This is a genomic window from Streptomyces sp. NPDC047042, from assembly GCF_040644035.1.
Taxonomy (GTDB): domain Bacteria; phylum Actinomycetota; class Actinomycetes; order Streptomycetales; family Streptomycetaceae; genus Streptomyces.
The window spans coordinates 79231-100777 of record NZ_JBEYVP010000040.1; the positions used below are offsets into that span (position 1 = coordinate 79231).

Genomic DNA, 21547 nt, shown 5'->3' on the forward strand with positions numbered 1-21547 from the left:
TTTCCTTCCTGGTCAGGCGGTGGTCAGCGCGCGAGGAACTCGACTGCGACCGGGGCGAACTTCTCGTGGTACTGGAAGATGCCGCCGTGCCCGGAGTCGGGGTAGATGATCAGCTCGCTGTCCTTGATGCGCTGGTGCAGGTCCTGCGACAGGACCGAGGGCACCATGCGGTCGTTGTCGCCGTTGGCGATCAGCGTGGGCTGGGTGATCTTCGACAGGTCGTCGGGGGTGGAGCGCCCCCACTTCTTGATCGCCTTCAACTGTGTCTGGAACGCCTTGGTCTTGATGTCCGCGTCGCGGTCGACGGTGCGTTCCTTGAGCCGGTTGACGAACGCGCGGGCCGCGGGCTTGCCGGTGGCGTTGCGGTTGAAGAACAGGAACTCCTTGGGGTCGGACCGGGTCAGGGTGGCGCGCAGGATGTCCCAGTACGTGATGGCGACCACCTTGTCCATGTCCTTGCCGCCCTTGGGGCCGGTGCCGGTGAGGACGAGCTTGCGGACGAGCTCGGGGTGCTTGACCACCAGGGCCTGGGCGACCATGCCACCGAGGGAGAAGGAGAAGATGTCGATCTTGTCGTACCCGAGGGCTTTGACGAAGGTGTAGGCGTCGTCGGCCATCGCCTCGACACTGTCCGGCACCTGGCCGGTGGATGCCCCGACACCGCGGTTGTCGAAGGCGATGACATGACGGCCTCTGGCGATGGGGTCGATGATGCGCGGGTCCCAGTTGTCCAGGGTCGCGGCGAGGTGGACGAAGAAGACGACGGGGATGCCGCCCTTGGGTCCCAGCTCGCGGTAGGCGTAGGTGACCCCGCCGGCGGTGATGGTGCGGGCCGGGGCCTTCGCGTAGGAGGTGATGACGGGTTCGTTCGGGCTGGCGTTGGTGCTCATGGTGGTTGCTCCTTGCTTGTTTTGTGTCGGTGGGGTCTGGGCCGCCCGTCGCGGTCGCGGCGGGGTCAGTGGTTGCCGGTGATGCCTTGCCCTGCTTTGCCGCAGACGCCACGATGGGAGAGGGACTGCGCGACCACCCCTGCCGAGCCGGGTACTCGCTGGTCACGAGCGTCGTCATCGGGAGCGGGACCCGTTGACTTACGAACGTAATGCTATGGGTGTGATCGGGAGACCGCAAGCGTTGCGAGGCGAATCGGCTTGGGTGGCGGCCCAGCGGGCGAGGGGTGGCGCACGCCGTCGGCCGTGAATGTCACGGCGGGCAATGGGGCGGGCGCAGCGTGTGCGCCGGCGGGCGCGCCACGTCGGCGATGGCGAACGCCTGACGATCGCCCGCAGTCCCGGGCAGCAAAGTCCTGCACCACTCAAGACCCGGCAGGGGTCCATGCTTCGGCAGCTGTAGCGGCTTCGCCAGCTGCATCTGCATCTGCATCTGCGGCTCGGCGCTGGCGCCCGCCGAGTTGCTGACCCGCTTCGAGGCACGCTACGGGTGCCCGCTCATCGAGGGGTACGGGCTGTCCGAGACCTCCTGCGCCTGCACCGTCAACCCTCTGGCCGGGCCCCGGCGCGCCGGGACCGTGGGACTTCCCTTCCCCGGGCAGGAGGTCCGCATCGCCGGTGCCGGCGGCACCGAGGCGGCTCCGGACGACACCGCGGGACGCGCGGGGCACCCGCCTCTCGTGGCGGCGTCCCTCAAGGGCCGACGAAAGGATCGCCAATGAAAACGACGGACAGAGCGGAAGCCTTCCGCGCGGAGCGCGCGGAGATGCTGCGCTTCTGCGCAGAACTGGACGACCAGGGGTGGAGCGCACCGAGCCGGGCGACCGGATGGAGTGCAGGATGTGGTGGCGCACATCGGTGCTACTTGCCGCTCCTTCTTCACCCCCTCCGTGATCACCATGATGCGCGTGAGGGATCCGGAGCGGACCAACGACCTGTTCGTCGACAAGCGTCGAGACCGGCCGGTGGCCGAGACGCTCGCCGAGTACGAACGGTGGAGCCGGGTGATGGGCGTGGCGGCCCGGGTGCCTCTTGACTGGACACGTCTGCCGATGGCTGAGCTGGGCTGGTTCCGGGGTGGGGTGATGATCGGCGGCGCGATGACGTGCGACCAACACACCCATCTGCGCCACGGCATAGCCCCCGCGCTGGGGCGGCCGGCTCCGGGCACCGACGCGAACCGGATGGCCGTGGTGCTGGAGTGGATGATGGCCGTCCTGCGAAATCAGTCGCGTTCGGCACGGCCGGAGTGGTTCGACCGTCCCGTGACGGTCGAACTGGAAGGTCCGGGCGGTGGTATCTGGTCCGTGGGCCCAGGTGGCGTGGTGAGGACCGGACCGTCGGACAAGCCGGCGGCCACGATCACCGGACGGGCCGTCGACTTCCCGGAATGGGCCACTCACCGGGCCGACTGGCGCCGGCGGGACCTGCGGATCTCCGGCGATGCCGACTACGCCACGCGTTTCCTCGACTTCGTGCGGGTGGTGTGAGCGCCTACTCCTGTTTCCAGGCAGCTGATCAGGGACGGGAGCCGACCCCGGGCCGGGGGATTCCCCTGACTGGAGTTCATCATGGATCGGTTTCACCCCTTCCAAGTACTGCGGGCCTGAGGCCGGTGGTGGATAACCAACGGCGCCATCGCGGGCGACTGGCCCTGTTGTTCGCGGCCCTCTGTCGGGGCGCCAACGTCGATCCGGTCGGCCACCTGCGCTCGGGCGGGCAAGCTGCTCGGCGCGCTCGTCGATTCTGACGACTTCACCCCCTCCACCATCGCGCTGGCCGGCACCGCGGCCGACAACAACCCGGTTCGCCCGATTCTCACGGCGCTCACCAATCAGGCCGTCGGCAGCCCCTCGGCGAGTTCGAAGGTTCGAAGGTGAGATCCCGCAGGGCGGCCGCCGGAAAGTACGGGGAGAAGTGGAGTTCCCAGGTTGGTTGGTGGACGGCGTTGCCGCCCATTCGGCCTGGTTTTGGCCGGTTCCCGGGTGGGCTTGCGTTGGGCGATGGGCTGCTGGTCGTCGTTGTTACAGGGAGATGGGGCCGAATTCGGCGGCGGTCTGGGCCAGTGCGCGGAGGGTGGGGTTGTCGGTGGTGGAGCTCCATGTGAGGGCCCAGTGGATGGTGGGGGCGTCGTGGAGGGGGAGGAAGACGATGCCGGGGGGACGGTTGTAGCGGGCGGCGATCTCGCCGAGTGGGTGGACGCACTGTCCGGAGGCGACCAGGGAGAGAACCTCGTGGAAGGTCCGCGCGGCGGGTCCGCGGGGGATGCGGCGGCCGAGCGGTGTGCGTGTGGGGGTCATGGCGGCGACCCAGTAGTCGGGGGCGTCGGGGCCGAGGTCGACGACGTGGTTGTCGCCGAGGTCTTCCAGTGACGCGCTGCCGCGCTCGGCCAGCGGATGGTCTGACGCCACGGCGAGCACGCGGCCTCCGCTCAGCACGGTCGGGCCGACGGTGAGGTCGGGTTCGGCGACCGGGAGCCACAGGACGTGCGCGTCGTGTTCCCCGGTGCGCAGCGCGGTGAACGGGTTGCTGCCGTAGATCTCGCCGAACTGGACGTCGCTGCCGGGGTGGCGGGAGCGGAAGGCGTCGATGAGGGGGCGCAGTTCGTGGCCGGCGTGGCCGAACACACCCAGGCGCAGGGTCTGCCCGGTCTTCGCGCCGGCGGCTTCGGCGCGGGCGAGTCCTTCCCGGATGAGGTCGACGGCCTGCTGGAGGTCTTCGCGCAGGCGCCGGCCGACCGGGGTCAGGGTGACACGCCGACTCGTGCGGTCGAACAGGACGACGCCGAGGCGCCGTTCCTGTTTGGCGATGGCCTGGCTGACGCGGGCCTGGGACACGTGGAGCCGCTCCGCGGTGCGGCCGAAGTGCAGCTCCTCGGCCAGGGTCAGGAAGATCTCGATGTCACGCAGTTCCATGCCTGCTCAGCTCGCCCCCGTCACGTCCATGCATAACCGCCACATTATGAATAGCCCAAGGAACCTTACATTGTTCCGCCGACGGCCCGCCCCAATGCTGGATCCATCACCACCGGACAGGCGGAACACGCCTGACCCACACATGGACGGGGAGGGAAACCGATGGACGACATGCGGGCCATCGCCGATCGCATCGAGATAGAGGCGCTGCGAGCCGAGCTCACGGACGCGGTGATGATGCGTGAATTCGACCGCGCCGCCTCGCTGTTCACTCCCGAGGGCGCCATGCGCTGGCCGCACATCGACAGAGAATTCGTCGGCCGCGAGGAGATTGGCGCGGGGATCGAGTGGGGCCAGTCGCTCTGGGAGTTCTTCGTGCAGAACGTCCACCCGGGCTTCGTCCGGCTGGACGGCGACACCGCGGCCGGCCGGGCGTACATCCAGGAGTTCGGACGGATGCGCGACGGCAGCTCGCACCTGAACTACGCCTTGTACCACGACCGTTACGAGCGAACCGCCGACGGCTGGAAGTTCAGCGAGCGCGTCTACGAGGTCCGGTACCTGGACTCGACGCCGCTCCTCGGCTCGGCGCCCGAGCGCCTCGGCTGATCCGTCCCGCACGCCGTCGTGGCGTGCCGACTCGACATCTCGCATGCGAATTCCTGAAAAGCGGAGGAGAGAAACCATGGCTGAATACACCGAAGTCGTCGTGATCGGCGGCGGGTACGCCGGGGTCATGGCGGCCAACCGGCTGCTGCAGCGCGACGACGTGACCGTGACACTGATCAACAGCCGCCCGGACTTCGTCGAGCGGATCCGCCTGCACCAGCTGGCGGGCGGGACGCACTCGGCCGTCAGCGACTACCGCAAGGTCCTGGGCGAACGCGTCCGGCTGGTGGTCGACACCGTGACCCGGATCGACGCGGCGGGGCGCGGGGTGGAGCTGGCGAGCGGCGACACGCTCGGCTACGACTACCTGATCTACGCGGTGGGCAGCGGCAGTGCCGACCCGGGCGTGCCCGGAGCTGCCGAATTCGCCTACCCGGTCGCCACGTTCGAGGAGGCGCAGCGACTGCGGTCGGTCCTCGACGCCGCTCCTGCCACGGCCCCTGTGACGGTGGTCGGAGCCGGTCCGACCGGCATCGAGACCGCCGCCGAACTGGCGGAGGCGGGCCGCACGGTGACCCTGGTCTGCGGCGGGCTGCTGGGGCCCTACCTGCACCCCAAGGGCCGCGGCTCGCTGGCCGGGCGGCTGGCCCGCCTCGGGGTGAGCGTGCTGGAGGGCCCCGGTACGAAGGTCACGGAAGTGAGCGGCGACGCCGTGCGCCTGGCCGACGGGCGTGAGCTGGCGAGTTCGGTCACCATCTGGACCGCGGGGTTCGGTGTGCCGGACCTGGCCGCCCGCAGCGGGCTCTCCACCGACGCCCTGGGCCGCCTGCTGGCCGACGAGAGCCTGACGAGTGTCGACGACGAGCGGATCGTCGCCGCCGGGGACTCGGCGGCACCGTCGGACATGCCGTTCAGGATGAGCTGCCAGGCCGCGGGCCCGCTGGGCGCACACGCCGCCGACACGGTACTCAGCCGTATCGCGGGCGAGCGGCCCGCACCTTTCGACCTTGGCTTCGCCGGCCAGTGCATCAGCCTGGGGCGCCGCGCGGGCATTTTCCAGTTCGCCCACAAGGACGACACCGCCAAGCGGCTCCACATTGGCGGCTGGACAGGGGCGAAGGTGAAGGAACTCGTGTGCAGGCTCACCGTCAAGCAGCTGGTGGACGAGGCACGCAAGCCCGGCTCCCACACGTGGGCCAAGGGGGAGCAGGGCCGCCGACTGCTGCGGGCCCAGCACCGCGAGACGGCGGCCGCCGCAGAGCAGTCGGTGTGAACCACGCGCCCGCCGCCGAACAGGCCGCCTGAACCACGCACGGCAACCCAGCGTGAGGCCGCATGCCCGATGGCCCTGGCACACGGCTCGTCCGTGACGTCCCTGCGCCATCCGAACCGCGATCACCCGCCCTTGCACGATCGGCTATCGACACACCCACGAGGGGTTCAGTCATGATCCTTGTCACCGGAGCCACCGGCGTTGTCGGCCGGGAAACCGTCCGCCTCCTGGTCGAGGGGGGAGCGAAAGTCGCCGCTGTCACCCGCGACAGCCACGCCGCATTCCCCGCAGGCACCCACCTGGTCCACCCCGCGGATGTTCCTGCCGTCGACGGCGTGGAGGCCGTCCTGCTCAGCCCGCGTGCCGTCGGATCCGCTGCTTTCGGCCTGTTGGCCGGCGTCCGTGAGAAGGGCGCGGCAAGGGTGGTCGTGCTGTCCGCCGTGACGGTGCAGTACCCGGCTGGGCACGCCCGCTTCCGCCAGCAGTTCCACGCGGTCGAGGACATCGCCAAGGGCAGCGGCCTGGACTGGACGATCCTGCGCTGCGCCGATTTCGCCGCCAACACTCTGGCGTGGGCCGGGCAGATCCAGGCGACCGGGACCGTACGGGGTGCCTACCCGCAGGCGAGGACCTCGACCGTCGACGAGCGTGACATCGCCGCGGTGGCCGCCCTCGCCCTGACCCACCCGCAGCACAGCGGTCAGACGTATCTGCTCACCGGGGAGCAGTCACTGAGCCAGCCGGAGAAGGTCGCCGCGCTCGGCGCGGCGCTCGGCCGGCCACTGTCGTTCGCCGAGACCGCACCGGAGGAGATCCGCCGCGGCATGCTCGCCGCCGGCCTGCCCGAGGAGGTACCCGACCGGCTGCTCGGCTCGCTGGCCGACTACGCCCGCGACGCCGGGCCCACCACCGACACCGTGCGGCGGCTGCTGGGCCGCCCGGCACGCACGTACGCCACCTGGGCGCAGGACCACCGCGGCGCCTTCACCACAGGAGGACTTCGATGAAACTCACGATCGTGGCCGCCACCGGCGGTATCGGACGGCACCTGGTCGAGCAGGCGGTCGCCGGCGGACATGAGGTCACCGCCGTGGCCCGCCGCCCGCGTGAGCTGCCGGACACTGTCCGAGCGGTCGCCGTCGACCTGACCCGGCCCGACCTGCGGACGCTCGCCGCGGCGGTTCGCGGCTCCGACGCCGTACTGTCCGCGCTCGGCCCGCGCAACCCGCGCGCGGACGCGGGCATCACCTCGCACGGCACCCGGGCGATCGTCGCGGCGATGCAGGCGGAGCAGGTCCGGCGGATCGTCATCGTCAGCGCCGCACCCGTGGGACCGGTGCCGGTGCCTGGCCGACCGACACCACCCAGGCACGATCCCGGCGACGGCTTCTTCATGCGTTACCTGGGCGGCCCGTTGACCCGGGCGATGTTCGGCCGGCACTACGCCGACCTCGCCGTGACCGAGCAGGCCCTGCGCGACAGCGAACTGGCCTGGACGGTCTCGCGCCCGCCCAAGCTCACCGACAAGCCCCTGACCACCAGGTACCGGACCGCGTTGAACCGCAACGTCCGGGGCGGATTCTCCGTCTCACGCGCCGACGTCGCCCACCACATGCTCGCCATGGTGAACCAGCCGGACACCATCGGGCAGGTCGTCGGCATCGCGAACTGACAAATACCGGCCACGCCCGGCACGGAAGGGCGCGACCAGGTCATGGCTCGTATCGCCGGGCGGTTCGCCCGAGTTGAGCCTCGGGTGAACCGCCCGCGCCTATGTGCTGGGACTGCTGTCGGCTACCGAGCGGAAGTACTGCCGGCACCTGGCTGAACAGGCCGGTCACGCCCGGCCAGGGCCGATGCAGCGCCTGCTGCGCTATGCCCGCTGGGATGCTGACGCCCTCCGTGACGATGTCCGCGCCTGCGTTGTCGGCCACCTCGGCGACGACGGCGTTCTCAGCGTGGACGAGACCGGCTTCGTGAAGAGAGACAGCACGTCGGCGGGGGCGCAACGCCAGTGCACAGGCGCAGCCGACCGGATCGAGAACGCCCAGGTCGGCGTGTTCCTCGTCTACGCCACTGAGCGGGGACGCACACCGATCGACCGACGGCTCTACCCGCCCGAGCGATCCTGGTTCTCCGATCCCGAGAGCCGCCACGCTGCCGGGGTGCTCGAACCTACCCTTCGTGACCAAGCCCCGCCTGGTCGAGGAGATGACCGTCGCCGCGTTGGACGCCGGAGTGACCGCATCGTGGGTGACCGGCGACGAAGCCCACGGCCAGGACCCGCAGTTACGCGCGCCCGGAGCGGGTCGGAATCGGCTACGTGATGGCCGTCGAGGCAGGCTCTGGCGGCGTCCGAAGTCCGCGATGGTGATCCGGATCGAGGACGGGCACTTACGCGTTCGCGTCGCGGAGCGTGCGCAGGATGCGCTCGAGGTGGCGGCGATCCTCGGCTGAGAGTGGTCCGGCGACATGGTTGCGCAGGTGGGAAACGTGGGAGGTCAGTGCTTGGTCGAGCGCCTGACCGCCCTTGTCGGTCAGTACGGCGAGTGCGGCTCGTCGGTCGGCAGGATCGGGGGCTCGGCGGATGAGTCCTTCCTTTTCCATGCGGTCTGCGAGCCGGGTGAAGCCGCCCGAGCTGAAGGACACGGCCTCTGCCAGGTCCGTCATGCGGAGCTGGTGGCCGGGGGTGCGGCCCAGTCGCAGCAGCACTTCGAACCAGGTCTGGGGTATGTCGAGATCGCGGTTCACCCGGGGCTTGATACGGCTGTAGGCCTCCACGAAGAGACCGAAGAGCGTCACGTCGTCGTCGTTCAGCAGTTGCTCGTTCACTCCTCAAGGATGACAGAAGGACATGAACGGAAGAATCTGCCGTTGCAATATCTGCTGCAGCAGATATATTGTCTGCGTCGGCAGATACTTCGCCGTGTCCCCCACGGATGTGGAGTCCCCCCATGGGACGTTCGTCGACACGGCACTCGTCCGCGAGGCCATGAACGACTGAGTCGTACCCCACCCACCGCGAGGCAGGAGACAGACATGTCCGCTGCGGACAACAAGGCACTCGTGACCGCCTTCTACGAGCAGGCCTTCAACGACTACCAGCCCGAGGCGGCCGCCACCGCACACCTCGGCGAGAGCTACACCCAGCACAACCCCGAGGCGCAGGACGGCCCGGGTGCCTTCGTCGGCTATGTGCACTGGCTGCGCGGGCAGTTCCCCGACCTGCGCCTGGACATCAAGCGCGTGATCGCCGAAGGGGACTTCGTGGTCACCCACAGCAACCTGCACCTTAAGCCCGGCGACCGGGGCATGGCCGTTGCGGACTTCTGGCGCGTCGCCGACGGAAAGATCGTCGAGCACTGGGACGTGATCCAGCAGGTGCCCGAGAAGAGCGCCAACGACAACACCATGTTCTGACCCCACAGCAGCACATCACGGCACCCGTGCCGTATCCGGGTGCCGTGCTGCTCCGCTGCCGTGGTCCAGCGCACCACACAGACAACAGAACAGAACAGACAGAGAGGCTCACCCCCACCATGACCAGCCTTCCCAGCCGACGCCGCCTGCTTGCCACCGGAGCGGGCGCCGCTCTCGGTCTCGGTGTCGCCGCTGCCTCCGTCACCCCCACTCAGGCCGCCACCGGCCAAGCCTCTGCGGGCCGCGTGGCAAAGGGCGGCGCCGAGGAGAACCGGACTCTTGACGAGCTCTATCAGGCAGCCCTCGCGGAGGGCGGCAAGCTCGTGATCTACGCCGGCGGCGATGTCTCCAGCCAGGCGGACGGGATCCGCAACGGCTTCAAGAGCCGCTTCCCGGACATCGACCTGAGGGTGGTCGTCGACTACAGCAAATTCCACGACGTCCGCGTCGACAACCAGTTCGCGACCGACACCCTGATACCCGACGTCGTACAGCTCCAGACCGTGCAGGACTTCGTGCGCTGGAAGGAGCAGGGCCGCCTGCTGGCCTACAAGCCGGCCGGTTTCTCCAAGCTCTACGCTCCCTTCAAGGACCCGCACGGCGCGTGGGTCGCCGTCCAGGTCAGTGCCTTCAGCTACATGTACGGTCCCGCCGCGGTCGGCTCCGACATCCCCAGTGGTCCGCTCGACCTGGCCGACGCCCGCTGGAAGGGGAAGATCGCCTCCTCCTACCCGCACGACGACGACGCGGTCCTCTACCTCTACACCCTCTACGTGGAGAAGTACGGCTGGGACTGGCTCGCTCGACTGGCCACCCAGGACCTTCAGTTCGCCCGCGGCAGCTACACCCCGAGCGCGGCTGTCACCAGCGGCCAGAAGGCCATCGGCATCGGCGGCTCCGGCGCGCCGCTGTCCACCGGGCCGGTCAAGTGGGTGCTGCCCGAGAAGGCGCCGTTCATGTCCTGGGGACAGCGGGCCGCGATCCTCAACCAGGCCAAGAACCCCACCGCCGCCAAGCTGTACCTGAACTGGCGGCTCTCCGTCGAACAGCAGAAGGCCGCCACCAACGGCTGGTCGGTCCGCACCGATGTCACCCCGCCGACCGGGCTGAAGCCCGTCTGGGAGTACCCCAACGGCAACCTCGACGGCTTCCCGCGCTTCATGGCCGACCGCGCGGCGATCGAGCGCTGGAAGCAGACCTTCGCCCTGTACTTCGGTGAGGTGAAGGGCGACCCCTCACCGGGCTGGCTCGGCCTGCACCCGGGAGCCTGACCGCCGACCGGTGCCGCCCGGCCCCGCACTCCCCGCACGACGGGCCGGCGGCCCGGCACTGCCCGGCTCCGGTGCGGTTCCATGATCTGTCTGGTGAGTTCGCCGCGGATCGTCGTCGGTAGGCCGACCGGCGGCACCACCGCACCAGCCACCGCAACCGCTTCGCCGACCCGACGATCGCCAGGCACTCCTCCCGGAGGCGCGGGGAACGCTGAGCGCAGTAGGCCGTGTTGTCCAGGAAGACAGTCGGCGCCCTCCACCTCGTACCAGCGGTTGATGCCGGAACCGGCCGGCAATGGCCGGCCGAGGTCCGTGCTCAGCCCGATGACCCGTATCGGTACCGGGGCAGATCGCACGCAGGGCCTGCCGCTGCACGCCTCTCAGCGTGCGTACGGTTGCCCCTGCTGCATCGTGACGGCTGGGTCGCAGAGCGGAGGAGGCGCGTGCGTCTCGCTGCGGGTACCGCGGGCCTGCCGGCCGAGCTCGCCGTGCCCGTGCTGGGAACGCTCGCGGCCTGGGCTCTCGTGCTGGACCTCCTGAGCGCCATCAGCGCGCACCTGTCGTGGCCGCGCTCACGAGCGGCGTTCATGTCCCAGTGACATCATTCGCCAGGGACTGCGCGCACCAGATGGTCTTGCCCTGCGAGGTGTGCCGGGTGCCCCACCCCTGGGTGAGCTGGGCGACGAGCAGCAGGCCCCGTCCGCCCTCGTCGAAGGCGCGCGCCCGGCGCAGGTGCGGTGCGGTGTTGCTGGCGTCCGAAACCTCGCAGATCAGGGCGGTGTCGCGAATGAGCCGGAGCCTGATCGGGGGCTCACCGTATCTGATGGCGTTGGTGACCAGCTCGCTGACCACGAGTTCGGTGACGAAGGCCGTCTCCTCCAGGCCCCAGGCCACCAGTTGGTCGAGAGCGAACTGCCGGGCGCGCGACACCTGAGTGAAGTCCGGCTCGACGTCCCAGTCGGCGACGTGTTGGGGATCCAGGGCGCGGGTGCGCGCGAGCAGCACGGCAGCGTCGTCGGTGCGGTTTCCGGGGAGCATGGCCTCCATCACTGTGTCGCACAGGGCGTCCAGCGAGGACGCCGTGTGGTCCAGTACTCCCAGCAGTTCGGCGATGCCTCGGTCGACGTCGCGCTCGCGGCTTTCCACCAGCCCGTCGGTGTAGAGCGCGAGCAGACTGCCTTCGGGCAGTTCGAGCTCGCTCGACTCGAACGGCAGACCACCGGTCCCGAGCGGTGGTCCGGGCTGCGCGGCCACCGGGGTACTGGTGCCGTCCGGGGCGATCACCAACGGCAGCGGATGGCCGGCGCTGGCCAGGGTCAGGCGGCGCGAGACCGGGTCGTAGACGGTGTATAGGCAGGTCGCCCCGGTCTCGCCGGTCGTCTGGAAGTGGCTGCTGGGCTGGAGGTCACTGGCGAGGTGGAGGACCAAGTCGTCCAGGTGGGTCAGCAACTCGTCCGGCGGCAGGTCGACATCGGCGAGCGTGCGCACCGCCGTGCGAAGCCTGCCCATGCTGGCCGACGCGTGCAGACCGTGACCGACGACGTCGCCGACGATCAGCGCGACCCGGGCGCCGGACAGCGGGATGACGTCGAACCAGTCGCCCCCCACCTCCGCGTCGGTGTCGGCGGGCAGGTAGCGCGAGGCCACCTCGACGGCGTCCTGCTGGGGCAACCGCTGGGGCAGCAGGGCGCGTTGCAGGGTCAGCGCGGTGGCGCGTTCGCGTGAATACCGGCGGGCGTTGTCGATGGCGACGGCCGCTTTGGCGGTGAGTTCCTCGGCGAGGATCAGGTCGTCGGCGGTGAAGGCCTCGGGCCGCTCGGTACGGGAAAAGGTGACGACGCCCAGCAGCGCGCCGCGGGCCCGCAGCGGGACGGTGATGCGGCCGGTCAGTCCTTCCGCGGTGATCGACTTGTCGATCACCGGGTTTCCCGGCGGCCAGTGGGCCGGGTCGGCGGCGAGTCCCGGGCCGAAGGCCCATTCGCTGCCCACGCCGGGGTCGGCGGCGAGTTCGACGGTGGACCTTCCGGTGGCCATGCAAGTGGCGGCCACGGAAGTGGCGGCATGCGCGACCGGCATCGTGGGCCCGGTCGACCGTTCGGTGCCCTCCGTGGTGCTGTGCCGGGCGGCACGGCTGAGCGTGAGGGACGCGCCGCGTTCGATCCCCGACGGGGAGGGCGGTTCGTCGCCGCGCAGCACTTCGTCGAAGAGATCGACGGTGACGAGGTCCGTGAAGCCGGGGACGGGGGTTTTCGCCAGCTCCTGGGCGGTGCCGATGACGTCGAGGGTGCGGCCGATGCCGCTGCTGGCCTCGTTGAGGAGGAGCAGGCGCTGTCGGGCCCAGTACTCGGCGCTCATGTCGAAGCCCCAGTTGGCGACCGCACGTACCGTGCCCTCGGCGTCCCGGACGGGCCAGATACTGGTGGCCCAGGCGTTGGCGTAGTTGCTGCCCAGCGGACGGAAGACGGTGATCAGGCGCGCGGGTTCGCCCGTCCTGGCCACTTCGGCGAGCTGGTCGGTGTAGGGCTTGTCGTCCCTCTCGGGAAACAGAGAGCGGTCGAACTCGGGCAGCACGTCGCGGTACTTCCTGCCGAGCACCTGCTCCTCGGAGTGCGCGATCACCCGGCCTGCGGAGGCGTTCATCCACAGGAAGCGCAGCTCGGGGTCGTAGGCGCCCAGGGCGAAGGGGCACTGCTCGAAGGCCCGGTCGGCGATCACCGGGCGCCGGTCCCAGCGCTGCACGGTCACCACCCGGCTCCGCACGCCTCCGTCGAGGCCGACCAGGGGATGCGTGGTCACTACCGCGTCCAACGTGAAACCGTCCCGGTGCCGCAGTGCCACGAGCCTTGTCCCGTCGGCCCCGATACCGTTGCTTCCGGGGGAGCCGGCGGGTGACGGCGCCGAGCCGGTCGGTCGTGGCTCCGAGCCGGGTGCCGGAGGATCCGCAAGCAGGTCGGTGACCGGCCGACCCAGGACCTCCTCGGACGTCCAGCCCAGCAGCAGACGCCCGCCCTCGCTCCAGCCGCTCACTCTGCCGTCCGCGTCCACCACCACGGCTGCGGTGGGAGCATCACGGTCGTCGGCCATTTCCATATAGCACGCTCCGTCTGGACAGCGGTCCCCCCAGGGCGGGTCTCCAGCGGCTGTCTCCAGGGTAGAACCACCTCCGATCCAGGGCGCTCCGACCAGAGCGTTCGGGTGCGCAGGCGGCAGGAGCGACGGCGCAGGCCGGTGCCTTGCACCTCAATCGTGTCAGCGCCGTCCGGCCCGCCCCTGTCCTCAGGGATGCCGGGGCCGTGCGGCCGAAGCGTTGGCCTGCCAGGTCGGGCACGGACCGGCCGAGAAAAGCGGAGGAAACCATCGGAGCGCCCGCCGGTGACATCCCAGTCTCCGAAGGCCCGCCCGAGCACCGGGCGGGGCTGCATCGGTTGGCGCGGAGCCGGCGAGCGGAGGAAGCCCCGCCGGTCGAGGCCGCTCTCCTGTCCGCGCAGGACGAGTGCCCAACGGCATGACTCGCAAAGGCGCGGGGCCGGCGGAGGCGGGGGTAACACCTGACACCGTCGCCCCGAGCGCGGCGACCAGGGAGATGAATAACACCCGGGGCTTGCTCATTCAGCGTCCTCGTCCACGAGTGCTTGCCGGGCACGGCCGGCGTGCGGCTGGGCTTCCTGGGGGCGGGGGTGCAGGTTGGATGGGGGGCTCGTCCCGCTCGTCCCACGCGCGGACCGACCGTCCGCGCGTGGGACCGACCGCCCCTCGCGCCCGTTTGCCGTGATGGGGGTCAGCGCTGCAGGGTGAGCAGGCCCGGCCGGTACGGCAGTTGAATATAGGGGGTGCCTGACGGTGTGTTGGGGGACAGGCCCTGGTAGAGCAGTTGCAGGTTGCAGGGGTCGATGGTCATGGTCTGGTCGGGGTTGTTGCGGACCAGGTCACCGTGGCTGATGTCGTTGGTCCAGGTAGCACCGCTGTTGGCCTTGCCGGCGAAGGGGTTGCTCTCGGTGGCGGCTTGCGGGGTCCACGGGCCGTTCAGGCTGGAGGCGGTGAACGAGCGGAAGAACCGCTGCTCACTCGCGCCGCGGGCCTCGACGATCATGAGGTATTGGTTCTGGTCCTGGACCTTGTAGACCTGTGGCGCCTCGAACAGGTTCTTCACCGTGTCGGTCATGATCGTCGTGTACGACGAGCCGAAGCTGGCCGGGAAGTTTCCGATCGGCATGGCCGACCTGTAGATCTTGCCGTTGTCACCGGCGAAGAACATGTACATGTTCTGGCCGTCGGCGATCAGGGTCGGGTCGATCGCGCTGCCGTCGGGGACACTGCCGGTGAACAGGGGCTGCGCCGCGGACCAGCCGTTGGGGTTGGTGGGATCACTCGAGGTGCGGTAGACGAACGGCCATGGGGTGCCCCACCCGTTGGATGTCAGCACCCAGATGTTCTTGGGCGCGAAGTAGAACAGGGTGGGAGCCACCGCGCCCTGGTTCATCTGGGTCTGGCCCGCCGAGGCCATGTCCGACCAGTTCGCGAAGGGGGTGAACGCCATCGACTTCCACGACGACCCATCAGAGACGGTCGCGTAGACGAGGTGCCTGCCGTTGTAGGTCACGGTGGTGAAATCCTTCAGGGCGGCCCACCCGTTCGCCGGCTGCGCCAGCGGACCGGTCGAGGTCCACCGGTAGGTCGACGGAAGGGCGCACGCGGCGCCCGCCGACGCCGACAGGCCGCTCCACTTCTGGTTGGCCGCGCCGTTGCAGTCCCAGAGTTGTACGGCCGTGCCATTGGCCGTGGCGCTGCCCGACACGTCCAGGCACAGGCCGGACTCCACGGCGACCATCGTGCCGTCGGAGTTGACCCGCCACTGCTGGTTGGTTCCGCCGTTGCAGGACCAGATCACCGGCCGGGTGCCGGCCGTGGTGGCGTGGCCCGGAACGTCGAGGCATTTGTTGCCGTACACCGTCAGCTGGTTGTTGTCCGTGAGGGTCCACTGCTGGTTGGTCCCGCCCCAGCAGTCGTAGATCTGCAGGCTCGTGCCGTCGGTCTGAGCCGCGCCCGGCACGTCGAGGCACCGGCCGGAGCCGACGCCGCGCACAGCGCTGGTGGTGGCTGCCTGTGCCGGAACGGCCACCAGCAATGCTGCTACAGCGGTGAGGGCCGCGAGCACCACGGACAGATGCCTGCGGCCTGATGTACGTCTGAGCATGGGTCCTCTTTCCGGAGTGCGCGGTTCTGGTCGGCGCCTACCGCACTGTCGGGCCGGTGGCGCGATACAACCGGGCGTGTTCGGGGTGTCGAACAATGGTCGAAACGTCGTGCAGGTGAAAGGCGAAGTACGGGCAGCTCTACTTCAGGCATGGGGCAGTTGGGGCCCCACTCGTCGATCCACTTCACTCATACATGGGATGGATTAGCGGGTACGAGTCGGTCGGTGTCTAGCCCTCTGGCAAATATTCCCGTTCCGACCGTCGGAAGGCGGTGTCGTTTCTCGGATAACCATGCCAAACATGGGTTGTTCTGTAGAAAGGGTGTAGGGAGTGTGAGTGCGCAGGGACAGGTCGACTCGCGGCAGCCTTTGCGGTGCCTGTGACCACAAGGAACCGGACCCGGGCGCGTGCGCGGGACGCTCAGGAGGTCCGCACCGCGGCACTCTCGCGCAGCAGGCCCGCGAAGGTCTGGGCGGCGGGGGTGAGAGCGTGGTCGGCCATGCGGACCAGCAGGATGCGGCGGACCGGGGCGGGCGGCTGCAGGGGCAGGACGCTGACGCCGGAGCGGAGGCCCTCCAGGGCCAGGGCGGGGGCCAGTGCGACTCCGATGCCGGCCGCGACCATGGCCTGGGCCTCCTGGTAGTCGTGGGCCTCGTAGGCGATCTGCGGCTCGAAGCCGACAGCACGGCAACCGCGTTCGAGTGCCTCGGCCACCGGGTGGTTGTCGGCGCGGGTGATCCACGGGTCGTCCGAGAGGTCGGCGAGGGTGGCCGAGGCGCGGCCCGCGAGGGGGTGACTGCCGCCGACGAGGAGCGCCGGAGGGTCGTCGGTGAGCGGGGTGACGACCGAGTCCGCCCGCTCGATGCGGCACCAATCGTAGTCCCACATCAGGGACATTTCGATTTCCCGGTTCTCCAGCATCGACCAGAGGCCGGCGATACGGGCACTGCGCACGGTCAGCCGTACGCCGGGGTGTGCCTCACGGAAGGCGATCACCGCTCGGGGCAGCAGGGAAGCTCCGGCGGTGGGGAACGTGCCGACACGCAGCGTGCCCGTGCGCAGTCCCGCGAAGTCGGCGAGTTCGTTGTCCGCGGCTTTCAGCTCGCGCTCGATCCGCTCCCCGCGCTCGGCCAGCGCGCGCCCCGCCTCGGTGAGGGTGACGCCTCGCGCATGGCGCTCCAGCAGTGGTTGTCCGGCCTCTCCCTCCAGGCGGCTGACCTGTTGCGATACCGCTGACGGGGTGTAGTTCAGGGCGCGTGCGGTCGCGGACACGGAGCCGCGACGGGCCACCTCCGTGAAGAGCAGGATGCGCCGTACGTCGAGCATCGCGCCACCCCTGTCGTTAACTTCAACTTAATACCCGTTGAGATTTCCGAGATTGTACTTCACGATGCCGTCGCCCACTGTGGATCGCACCCCGCACGGAAGTGCCGTCCGGGCATCCACAAGGAGTCTGTTGTGTTGCGTCTGCAGGGCGAGATGATCCGCGGCGGGACCAGCAAGTGCTGGATCTTCGACCGCCAGGACGTGGTGGCGACCGGCGTGGACATCGACACCCTCCTGCTCGCGGCCTTCAACGCTGCCGACCCCCGCCAGATCGACGGCGTGGGCGGTGCCTCCTCCACCACCTCCAAGGCAGCCGTCGTAGAGGCGTCGAGTCAGCGGGGAGTCGACATCGAGTACGCCTTCGCGCAGGTCGGCATCGGCGACGCGCGGGTCGAGTGGGCCAGCAACTGCGGCAACTGCGCCACCGCCGTCGCCCTGTACGCCGTCCATCACGGTCTGGTACCGATCACGTCCGAGTCCACCACCGTCCGCATGCTCAACGTCAACACCGGAGCCCGCCTCACCGGCACCATCCCCACCCCCGGTAGCGCCGCTCCCGACGAGGGCACGGCCAGGGTGCCGGGCACCGACGCAACAGGAGTGCCGGTGCTGCTCGGGTTCCAGGACCCGGCGGGCTCCACCACCGGCCGGGCGCTGCCCACGGGGCAAGTCGTGGACACCTTGCCCGGGCCCAGCGGACCCGTGGAGGTGTCCTGCGTCGACGCCGGGGCGCCCGCCGCGCTCTTCGAGGCCAAGACGTTCGGCCTCGACGGCGCCGCGACCCTCGACGACTTCGTCGGCGTGGTGCCCGCCCTCACCGTGTTGCGCCGGCAGGCGGCCCTTGCCATGGGCCTGGTCGGCGAGAACGACCCGATCAGCCACGCGGTGCCGAAGGTCGGCGTGGTGGCCCGACCTGTTTCCTACCGGACCGCCCGTGGCGTTCTGGTCGCTCAGGACGAGTACGACCTGGCCGTGCGCATGGTTTCCATGCACGCCCCGCACCCGGCGATCGGCCTCACCTCGGCCGTCGCCCTGGCCACCGCCGCCGCCATCCCCGCCACACTGGCCCACCGCGTCGCCCGGCAGACCGCCGACGGAACGCTGCGCCTGGGCACCCCCGCCGGCGTGATCACCACCCAATCCGTCCCCGCACCGGACAGTGCGTCCCCCACGGTGCTGCTGCACCGCGCCGCCCGGCGTATCGCCCGAGCCGAACTCCTCGTTCCCGTCCTGGAAGGACGCCCCGCATGAGCCGCAAAGACGCTGCCCAGGCCACTGTCGCCACACCACCGGGCCGCATCCGGCGGATGCTGTCCCACCTCTACATCCAGTGCCTGATCGGCGTCCTCGCGGGCGCCGCCGTGGGCTGGCTGTGGCCGTCCTTCGGCGCCGAGCTGAAACCCCTGGGCGACGGCTTCATCGCCCTGGTGAAGATGACCATCGCACCGCTCATCTTCTGCACGGTGGTCCACGGCATCTCCTCCCTGGAGAGCATGAAGGCCGTCGGCCGGGTCGGGCTCAAGGCGCTGGTCTACTTCGAGATCCTGACCACGATCGCCCTGGTCATCGGCCTGGTCGTCGTCAACGTCGTCAAGCCGGGCGAAGGTCTGCACGTCGACCCGAGCACGCTGAGCACGTCGGGGCTGCCCGAGGCGGCCACGGCTCAGCACGAGAGCTTCGCCGACTTCATGCTCTCGATCATCCCGCAGACCCTCATCAGCGCGATGACCGGCGAGGAGATCCTGCCGGTACTGCTGGTCTCGATCATCTTCGGCTTCGGCATCCAGGCCGCCGGTGAGGCCGGGACGGGGATCAAGCGCGGGGTGGAGAGTCTCTCCAAGGTGATGTTCATCGTCATCCGCTGGGTCATGCGGCTCGCGCCCGTCGGCGCCTTCGGCTCGATGGCGTTCACCATCGGCAACTACGGCCTGGACACCCTGCGTCACCTCTTCCTGCTGGTCGCCTCGTTCTGGCTCACGGCCCTCTTCTTCGTCCTGGTCGTCCTCGGCTCGGTCATGCGCCTCAACGGGCTGCGCCTGCTGCCCTACATCCGTTACATCAAGGACGAACTGCTCATCGTCCTCGGCACCTCGTCCAGCGAGCCGGTCCTGCCGCGACTGATCGGCAAGCTGGGCCACCTCGGCGCCTCGAAGCCGGTCGTCGGCCTGACGGTCCCCGCCGGCTACTCCTTCAACCTCGAAGGCACGGCGATCTACCTCACCACGGGTGCGGTCTTCCTGGCCCAGGCGCTGGACATCGACCTCAGCCTCGGCCAGCAGCTGACCATGCTCGCCGTCATGCTTCTCACCTCCAAGGGCGCCGCCGGCGTCACCGGCTCCGGATTCGTCGCCCTGGCCGCGAGCCTCAGCGCGATCCCGCACGTGCCGGTCGCCGCGCTGGCGCTGATCTTCGGCATCGACCGCTTCATGTCCGAGGCCCGCGCCCTGACCAGCACCGTCGGGTACGGCGTCGCCACCATCGCCGTGGCGCGCTGGGAGGGCCAGCTCGACCAGGACCGCGCCAGGGCCGTCCTGCGCGGGGAGATCCCCTACACCCCCGCCGACGAGGCCGACGCCCCGAGGACGGCGCCGGAACCGGCCCCCGCCCCGATGCCCGCCATCGGCTGACGCGCACTGCGCAACCCTGGGACGGCCGGCCCGGAGCTCCGACTCCGGACCGGCGCTCGCACCGCTGCCCGAGTCGGCGAGGTCGCCGCCCGCTTGGGGGCGGCCGACGCGGAGCCTGCTCGCCGCCCGGGAGCCGGGCGGTCCCGTTCCCGTTCTGCTTCCGGTCTCCTCCTGGGCCCGGTTCGCGAGCGCCTTGACGACTGGATCGTACGGACCCTCGCGCAGCCGTACTGCAACGGCCGCGCGGAGATTCCGCGCACCCTGCTTTCCCATGGCCTGCTGTTGGTCCTCGATGGCCTCGACGAGATCCCGGAATCGGCCCGCCGCAACGCAATCCGCGGCATCAACCACGCGATCGGCGGGGAGCGTCCCGTAGTCGTGACATGCCGGGCGACCGAGTACGAGGACTTGATCCGGGGCGGGGCACCGGCGAGCTCCGGTGGTCGAGGTTTTGCCCGTCCCGACCGAGGACATCATCGGGTATCTGCGGGCCGTGGACTGGCCGGAGGACATCCAATGGGACCCGGTCTTCGCCCGACTGCGCTCCGAGCCGAACGGACCGCTCGCCATGGCTGGCCACACCGCTGATGATCACATCTGCTCGGCTGGTGCACCACGGGGGCGGCCGGGACCCTGGAGCGCTGCTGGACGGGGAGCAGTTCGACTGTCGGCACGCGGTAGAGGAACACCTCACGCGTCAGGTGGTCGCGGCCGCGTACGCGTCGGCCGCACCGGCGGGCCGCACCCGGCCGACGCGCATGGGGTGGAGCGGGGAGCAGTTCCGCCCGCGGCTCACCATCCTGGCCTGCTATCTGCACGATCACCGGGAGCGTGATCTGGCATGGTGGCTCACGAGCGAACGGCTGCTCCCGCGTTGGGTGGGAGCGGTCATCGAGCATATGGAAAGCTGCGCGTGTGCGGGGGTGGCCGGGACCGAGCACGCGTATCTGTTCGACGAGGACTTCGCCAAGAGCGGACGTGGCTGCTGCGGTGTCTCCGGCCCGGTGACGCATGACCGCGACCTGGTGACGAACCTGGGATCGTTCGGATGCCCGACAGGCAGACGCTGCTGCTGGTCACGCAGGAGTTGTTCCAGGTTTTGCACCGCTTCTCCGGGGGATCCCGCCTGGCCCCGTTGCAGCGCCAGGCTGCAGCGGGAGCCGAAGGTGTCCGGGTGGTGCGGTCCGAAGCTCCTCGCACGGGCGGACCCCGCAGACCGCGTCATGGGGCATCCCCGTCGGCAGGCCACCGAGCCGTGGGCGATGTCACGCAGGGCCGGCGAGCGGCGGGTGCTCGAGCACGCGGGGCTTGTATTCGACCAGCTGGATGCGGCCGTCGAAGGTGCGGTGCTCGGTCATCTCGAGGGCGATGTCGGGATAGCCGTCGTAGATGCGTTCTGCGCCCGTGGCCCCGGTGATCACCGGGAACATCACGACCCGGAAGCGGTCGACGAGTCCACCCCGTAGCAGGGACCGGCACAGGCTGAGGCTGCCGATCGTGCTGAGAAGCCCCGAGCCGCTCGCCTTCATGGCGCGGACCGCCTCGACGGCGTCGTCGCGGACGAGTGTGGAGTTGGCCCATGTCAAGGGCTCCTCGAGGGAGGAGGAGAACACCACCTTGGACGCTTGCGTGAGCGAGTCGACGGACGCCTCTTCTTCGGGCCGGAACTCGTCCTGGCCCTTCGGGACCTCGCCTGCGGCGAAGCCCGACATCAGGCGGTAGGTGTTCGCTCCCATCAGATAGGTGGCCTCGGGCTGCTCGCCCAGCCATGAGAGGTACTCCGGGCCCTCGAGGCCCCAGAACCCGGGCCATCCCTCTCCCGATGCGTAGCCGTCGAGGGAGGTGATGAAGTCGACGAGAAGCTCCGACATGGCAGTGTCCTTTCCTGGGCTGTCACGAGCTTGGACTGGCCGAGAGCCAGAAACTCATCGGCCGCGCTGTGCAGTAACGAGAAAAATCGTGAC

The 21547-nt window shown here is 69.6% G+C and carries 18 protein-coding genes and 1 pseudogene; 12 read left to right on the forward strand and 7 right to left on the reverse strand.

Annotation, left to right across the window (positions count from 1 at the left end; translation table 11 throughout):
- Positions 1–23: 23 nt before the first annotated feature.
- A complete protein-coding gene (locus tag ABZ855_RS37315; RefSeq protein ID WP_360814602.1) occupies positions 24–890 on the reverse strand; it encodes an alpha/beta hydrolase in 867 nt (288 codons plus the stop codon).
- 482 nt (positions 891–1372) lie between these two features.
- Between ABZ855_RS37315 and ABZ855_RS37320 the strand changes: the two genes are divergently transcribed.
- Positions 1373–1669, forward strand: coding sequence for an AMP-binding protein (locus ABZ855_RS37320; RefSeq protein WP_360814655.1), 297 nt, complete (start codon positions 1373–1375; stop codon positions 1667–1669).
- A 123-nt stretch (positions 1670–1792) separates the two neighbouring features.
- The gene (locus tag ABZ855_RS37325) at positions 1793–2437 is read left to right on the forward strand and encodes a hypothetical protein (protein ID WP_360814604.1); all 645 of its coding nucleotides are present in this window, start codon (positions 1793–1795) and stop codon (positions 2435–2437) included.
- 534 nt (positions 2438–2971) lie between these two features.
- Here the strand turns inward: ABZ855_RS37325 and ABZ855_RS37330 are convergent.
- Positions 2972–3862, reverse strand: a complete 891-nt coding sequence (locus ABZ855_RS37330; protein WP_360814606.1) for a LysR family transcriptional regulator — start codon at positions 3860–3862, stop codon at positions 2972–2974.
- Positions 3863–4024: 162 nt separating this feature from the next.
- On the opposite strand from ABZ855_RS37330, the gene ABZ855_RS37335 reads away from it, so the two are divergent.
- The 5 genes from ABZ855_RS37335 (at position 4025) to ABZ855_RS37355 (ending at position 8071) form a co-directional block, all read left to right on the forward strand.
- Positions 4025–4471, forward strand: coding sequence for a nuclear transport factor 2 family protein (locus ABZ855_RS37335; RefSeq protein ID WP_360814608.1), 447 nt, complete (start codon positions 4025–4027; stop codon positions 4469–4471).
- A 76-nt stretch (positions 4472–4547) separates the two neighbouring features.
- Entirely contained in the window at positions 4548–5744 is a 1197-nt protein-coding gene (locus tag ABZ855_RS37340; protein ID WP_360814610.1) for an FAD-dependent oxidoreductase, read from the forward strand.
- A gap of 173 nt (positions 5745–5917) precedes the next feature.
- Complete coding sequence (locus ABZ855_RS37345; protein ID WP_360814612.1) at positions 5918–6751, forward strand: NAD(P)H-binding protein; 834 nt, start codon at positions 5918–5920, stop codon at positions 6749–6751.
- A complete protein-coding gene (locus ABZ855_RS37350) occupies positions 6748–7416 on the forward strand; it encodes an NAD(P)H-binding protein (RefSeq protein WP_360814614.1) in 669 nt (222 codons plus the stop codon). The genes ABZ855_RS37345 and ABZ855_RS37350 overlap by 4 nt, the downstream gene beginning before the upstream one ends.
- 103 nt (positions 7417–7519) lie before the next feature.
- Positions 7520–8071, forward strand: coding sequence for a transposase (locus ABZ855_RS37355; RefSeq protein ID WP_360814616.1), 552 nt, complete (start codon positions 7520–7522; stop codon positions 8069–8071).
- A gap of 67 nt (positions 8072–8138) precedes the next feature.
- On the opposite strand, the gene ABZ855_RS37360 is transcribed toward ABZ855_RS37355, so the two are convergent.
- The gene (locus tag ABZ855_RS37360; RefSeq protein ID WP_360814618.1) at positions 8139–8576 is read right to left on the reverse strand and encodes a MarR family transcriptional regulator; all 438 of its coding nucleotides are present in this window, start codon (positions 8574–8576) and stop codon (positions 8139–8141) included.
- A gap of 207 nt (positions 8577–8783) precedes the next feature.
- Here ABZ855_RS37360 and ABZ855_RS37365 point away from each other — a divergent pair, with 207 nt between their 5' ends.
- From ABZ855_RS37365 to ABZ855_RS37375, 3 genes and pseudogenes are all read left to right on the forward strand, one after another.
- Positions 8784–9164, forward strand: coding sequence for a nuclear transport factor 2 family protein (locus ABZ855_RS37365; protein WP_360814620.1), 381 nt, complete (start codon positions 8784–8786; stop codon positions 9162–9164).
- A gap of 119 nt (positions 9165–9283) precedes the next feature.
- Positions 9284–10435, forward strand: coding sequence for an ABC transporter substrate-binding protein (locus tag ABZ855_RS37370; protein WP_360814622.1), 1152 nt, complete (start codon positions 9284–9286; stop codon positions 10433–10435).
- Positions 10436–10884: 449 nt separating this feature from the next.
- Positions 10885–10995, forward strand: a pseudogene (locus ABZ855_RS37375) (DoxX family protein); the annotation flags it as partial.
- A 25-nt stretch (positions 10996–11020) separates the two neighbouring features.
- Here ABZ855_RS37375 and ABZ855_RS37380 read toward each other — a convergent pair.
- From ABZ855_RS37380 to ABZ855_RS37390, 3 genes are all read right to left on the reverse strand, one after another.
- Entirely contained in the window at positions 11021–13525 is a 2505-nt protein-coding gene (locus tag ABZ855_RS37380) for a SpoIIE family protein phosphatase (RefSeq protein WP_360814624.1), read from the reverse strand.
- A gap of 688 nt (positions 13526–14213) precedes the next feature.
- A complete protein-coding gene (locus ABZ855_RS37385) occupies positions 14214–15629 on the reverse strand; it encodes a non-reducing end alpha-L-arabinofuranosidase family hydrolase (RefSeq protein WP_360814626.1) in 1416 nt (471 codons plus the stop codon).
- A gap of 421 nt (positions 15630–16050) precedes the next feature.
- The gene (locus tag ABZ855_RS37390; protein WP_360814628.1) at positions 16051–16956 is read right to left on the reverse strand and encodes a LysR family transcriptional regulator; all 906 of its coding nucleotides are present in this window, start codon (positions 16954–16956) and stop codon (positions 16051–16053) included.
- Positions 16957–17088: 132 nt separating this feature from the next.
- Between ABZ855_RS37390 and ABZ855_RS37395 the strand changes: the two genes are divergently transcribed.
- Both ABZ855_RS37395 and dctA read left to right on the forward strand, forming a co-directional pair.
- Positions 17089–18207, forward strand: a complete 1119-nt coding sequence (locus ABZ855_RS37395) for a PrpF domain-containing protein (protein WP_360814630.1) — start codon at positions 17089–17091, stop codon at positions 18205–18207.
- Positions 18204–19583, forward strand: coding sequence for a C4-dicarboxylate transporter DctA (gene dctA, locus ABZ855_RS37400; protein WP_360814632.1), 1380 nt, complete (start codon positions 18204–18206; stop codon positions 19581–19583). The genes ABZ855_RS37395 and dctA overlap by 4 nt, the downstream gene beginning before the upstream one ends.
- 1265 nt (positions 19584–20848) lie before the next feature.
- Here the strand turns inward: dctA and ABZ855_RS37405 are convergent.
- Positions 20849–21454, reverse strand: coding sequence for a dihydrofolate reductase family protein (locus ABZ855_RS37405; protein ID WP_360814634.1), 606 nt, complete (start codon positions 21452–21454; stop codon positions 20849–20851).
- Between the last annotated feature and the right edge of the window lie 93 nt (positions 21455–21547).

Bases quoted from the DNA above. Each gene is read 5' to 3' on its own strand.
- ABZ855_RS37335 (WP_360814608.1), top strand. From the start codon at position 4,025: ATGGACGACATGCGGGCCATCGCCGATCGCATCGAGATAGAGGCGCTG.
- ABZ855_RS37365 (WP_360814620.1), top strand. From the start codon at position 8,784: ATGTCCGCTGCGGACAACAAGGCACTCGTGACCGCCTTCTACGAGCAG.
- ABZ855_RS37380 (WP_360814624.1), bottom strand. From the start codon at position 13,525: ATGGAAATGGCCGACGACCGTGATGCTCCCACCGCAGCCGTGGTGGTG.
- ABZ855_RS37315 (WP_360814602.1), bottom strand. From the start codon at position 890: ATGAGCACCAACGCCAGCCCGAACGAACCCGTCATCACCTCCTACGCG.
- ABZ855_RS37350 (WP_360814614.1), top strand. From the start codon at position 6,748: ATGAAACTCACGATCGTGGCCGCCACCGGCGGTATCGGACGGCACCTG.
- ABZ855_RS37330 (WP_360814606.1), bottom strand. From the start codon at position 3,862: ATGGAACTGCGTGACATCGAGATCTTCCTGACCCTGGCCGAGGAGCTG.
- dctA (WP_360814632.1), top strand. From the start codon at position 18,204: ATGAGCCGCAAAGACGCTGCCCAGGCCACTGTCGCCACACCACCGGGC.
- ABZ855_RS37340 (WP_360814610.1), top strand. From the start codon at position 4,548: ATGGCTGAATACACCGAAGTCGTCGTGATCGGCGGCGGGTACGCCGGG.
- ABZ855_RS37405 (WP_360814634.1), bottom strand. From the start codon at position 21,454: ATGTCGGAGCTTCTCGTCGACTTCATCACCTCCCTCGACGGCTACGCA.
- ABZ855_RS37390 (WP_360814628.1), bottom strand. From the start codon at position 16,956: ATGCTCGACGTACGGCGCATCCTGCTCTTCACGGAGGTGGCCCGTCGC.
- ABZ855_RS37370 (WP_360814622.1), top strand. From the start codon at position 9,284: ATGACCAGCCTTCCCAGCCGACGCCGCCTGCTTGCCACCGGAGCGGGC.
- ABZ855_RS37345 (WP_360814612.1), top strand. From the start codon at position 5,918: ATGATCCTTGTCACCGGAGCCACCGGCGTTGTCGGCCGGGAAACCGTC.
- ABZ855_RS37385 (WP_360814626.1), bottom strand. From the start codon at position 15,629: ATGCTCAGACGTACATCAGGCCGCAGGCATCTGTCCGTGGTGCTCGCG.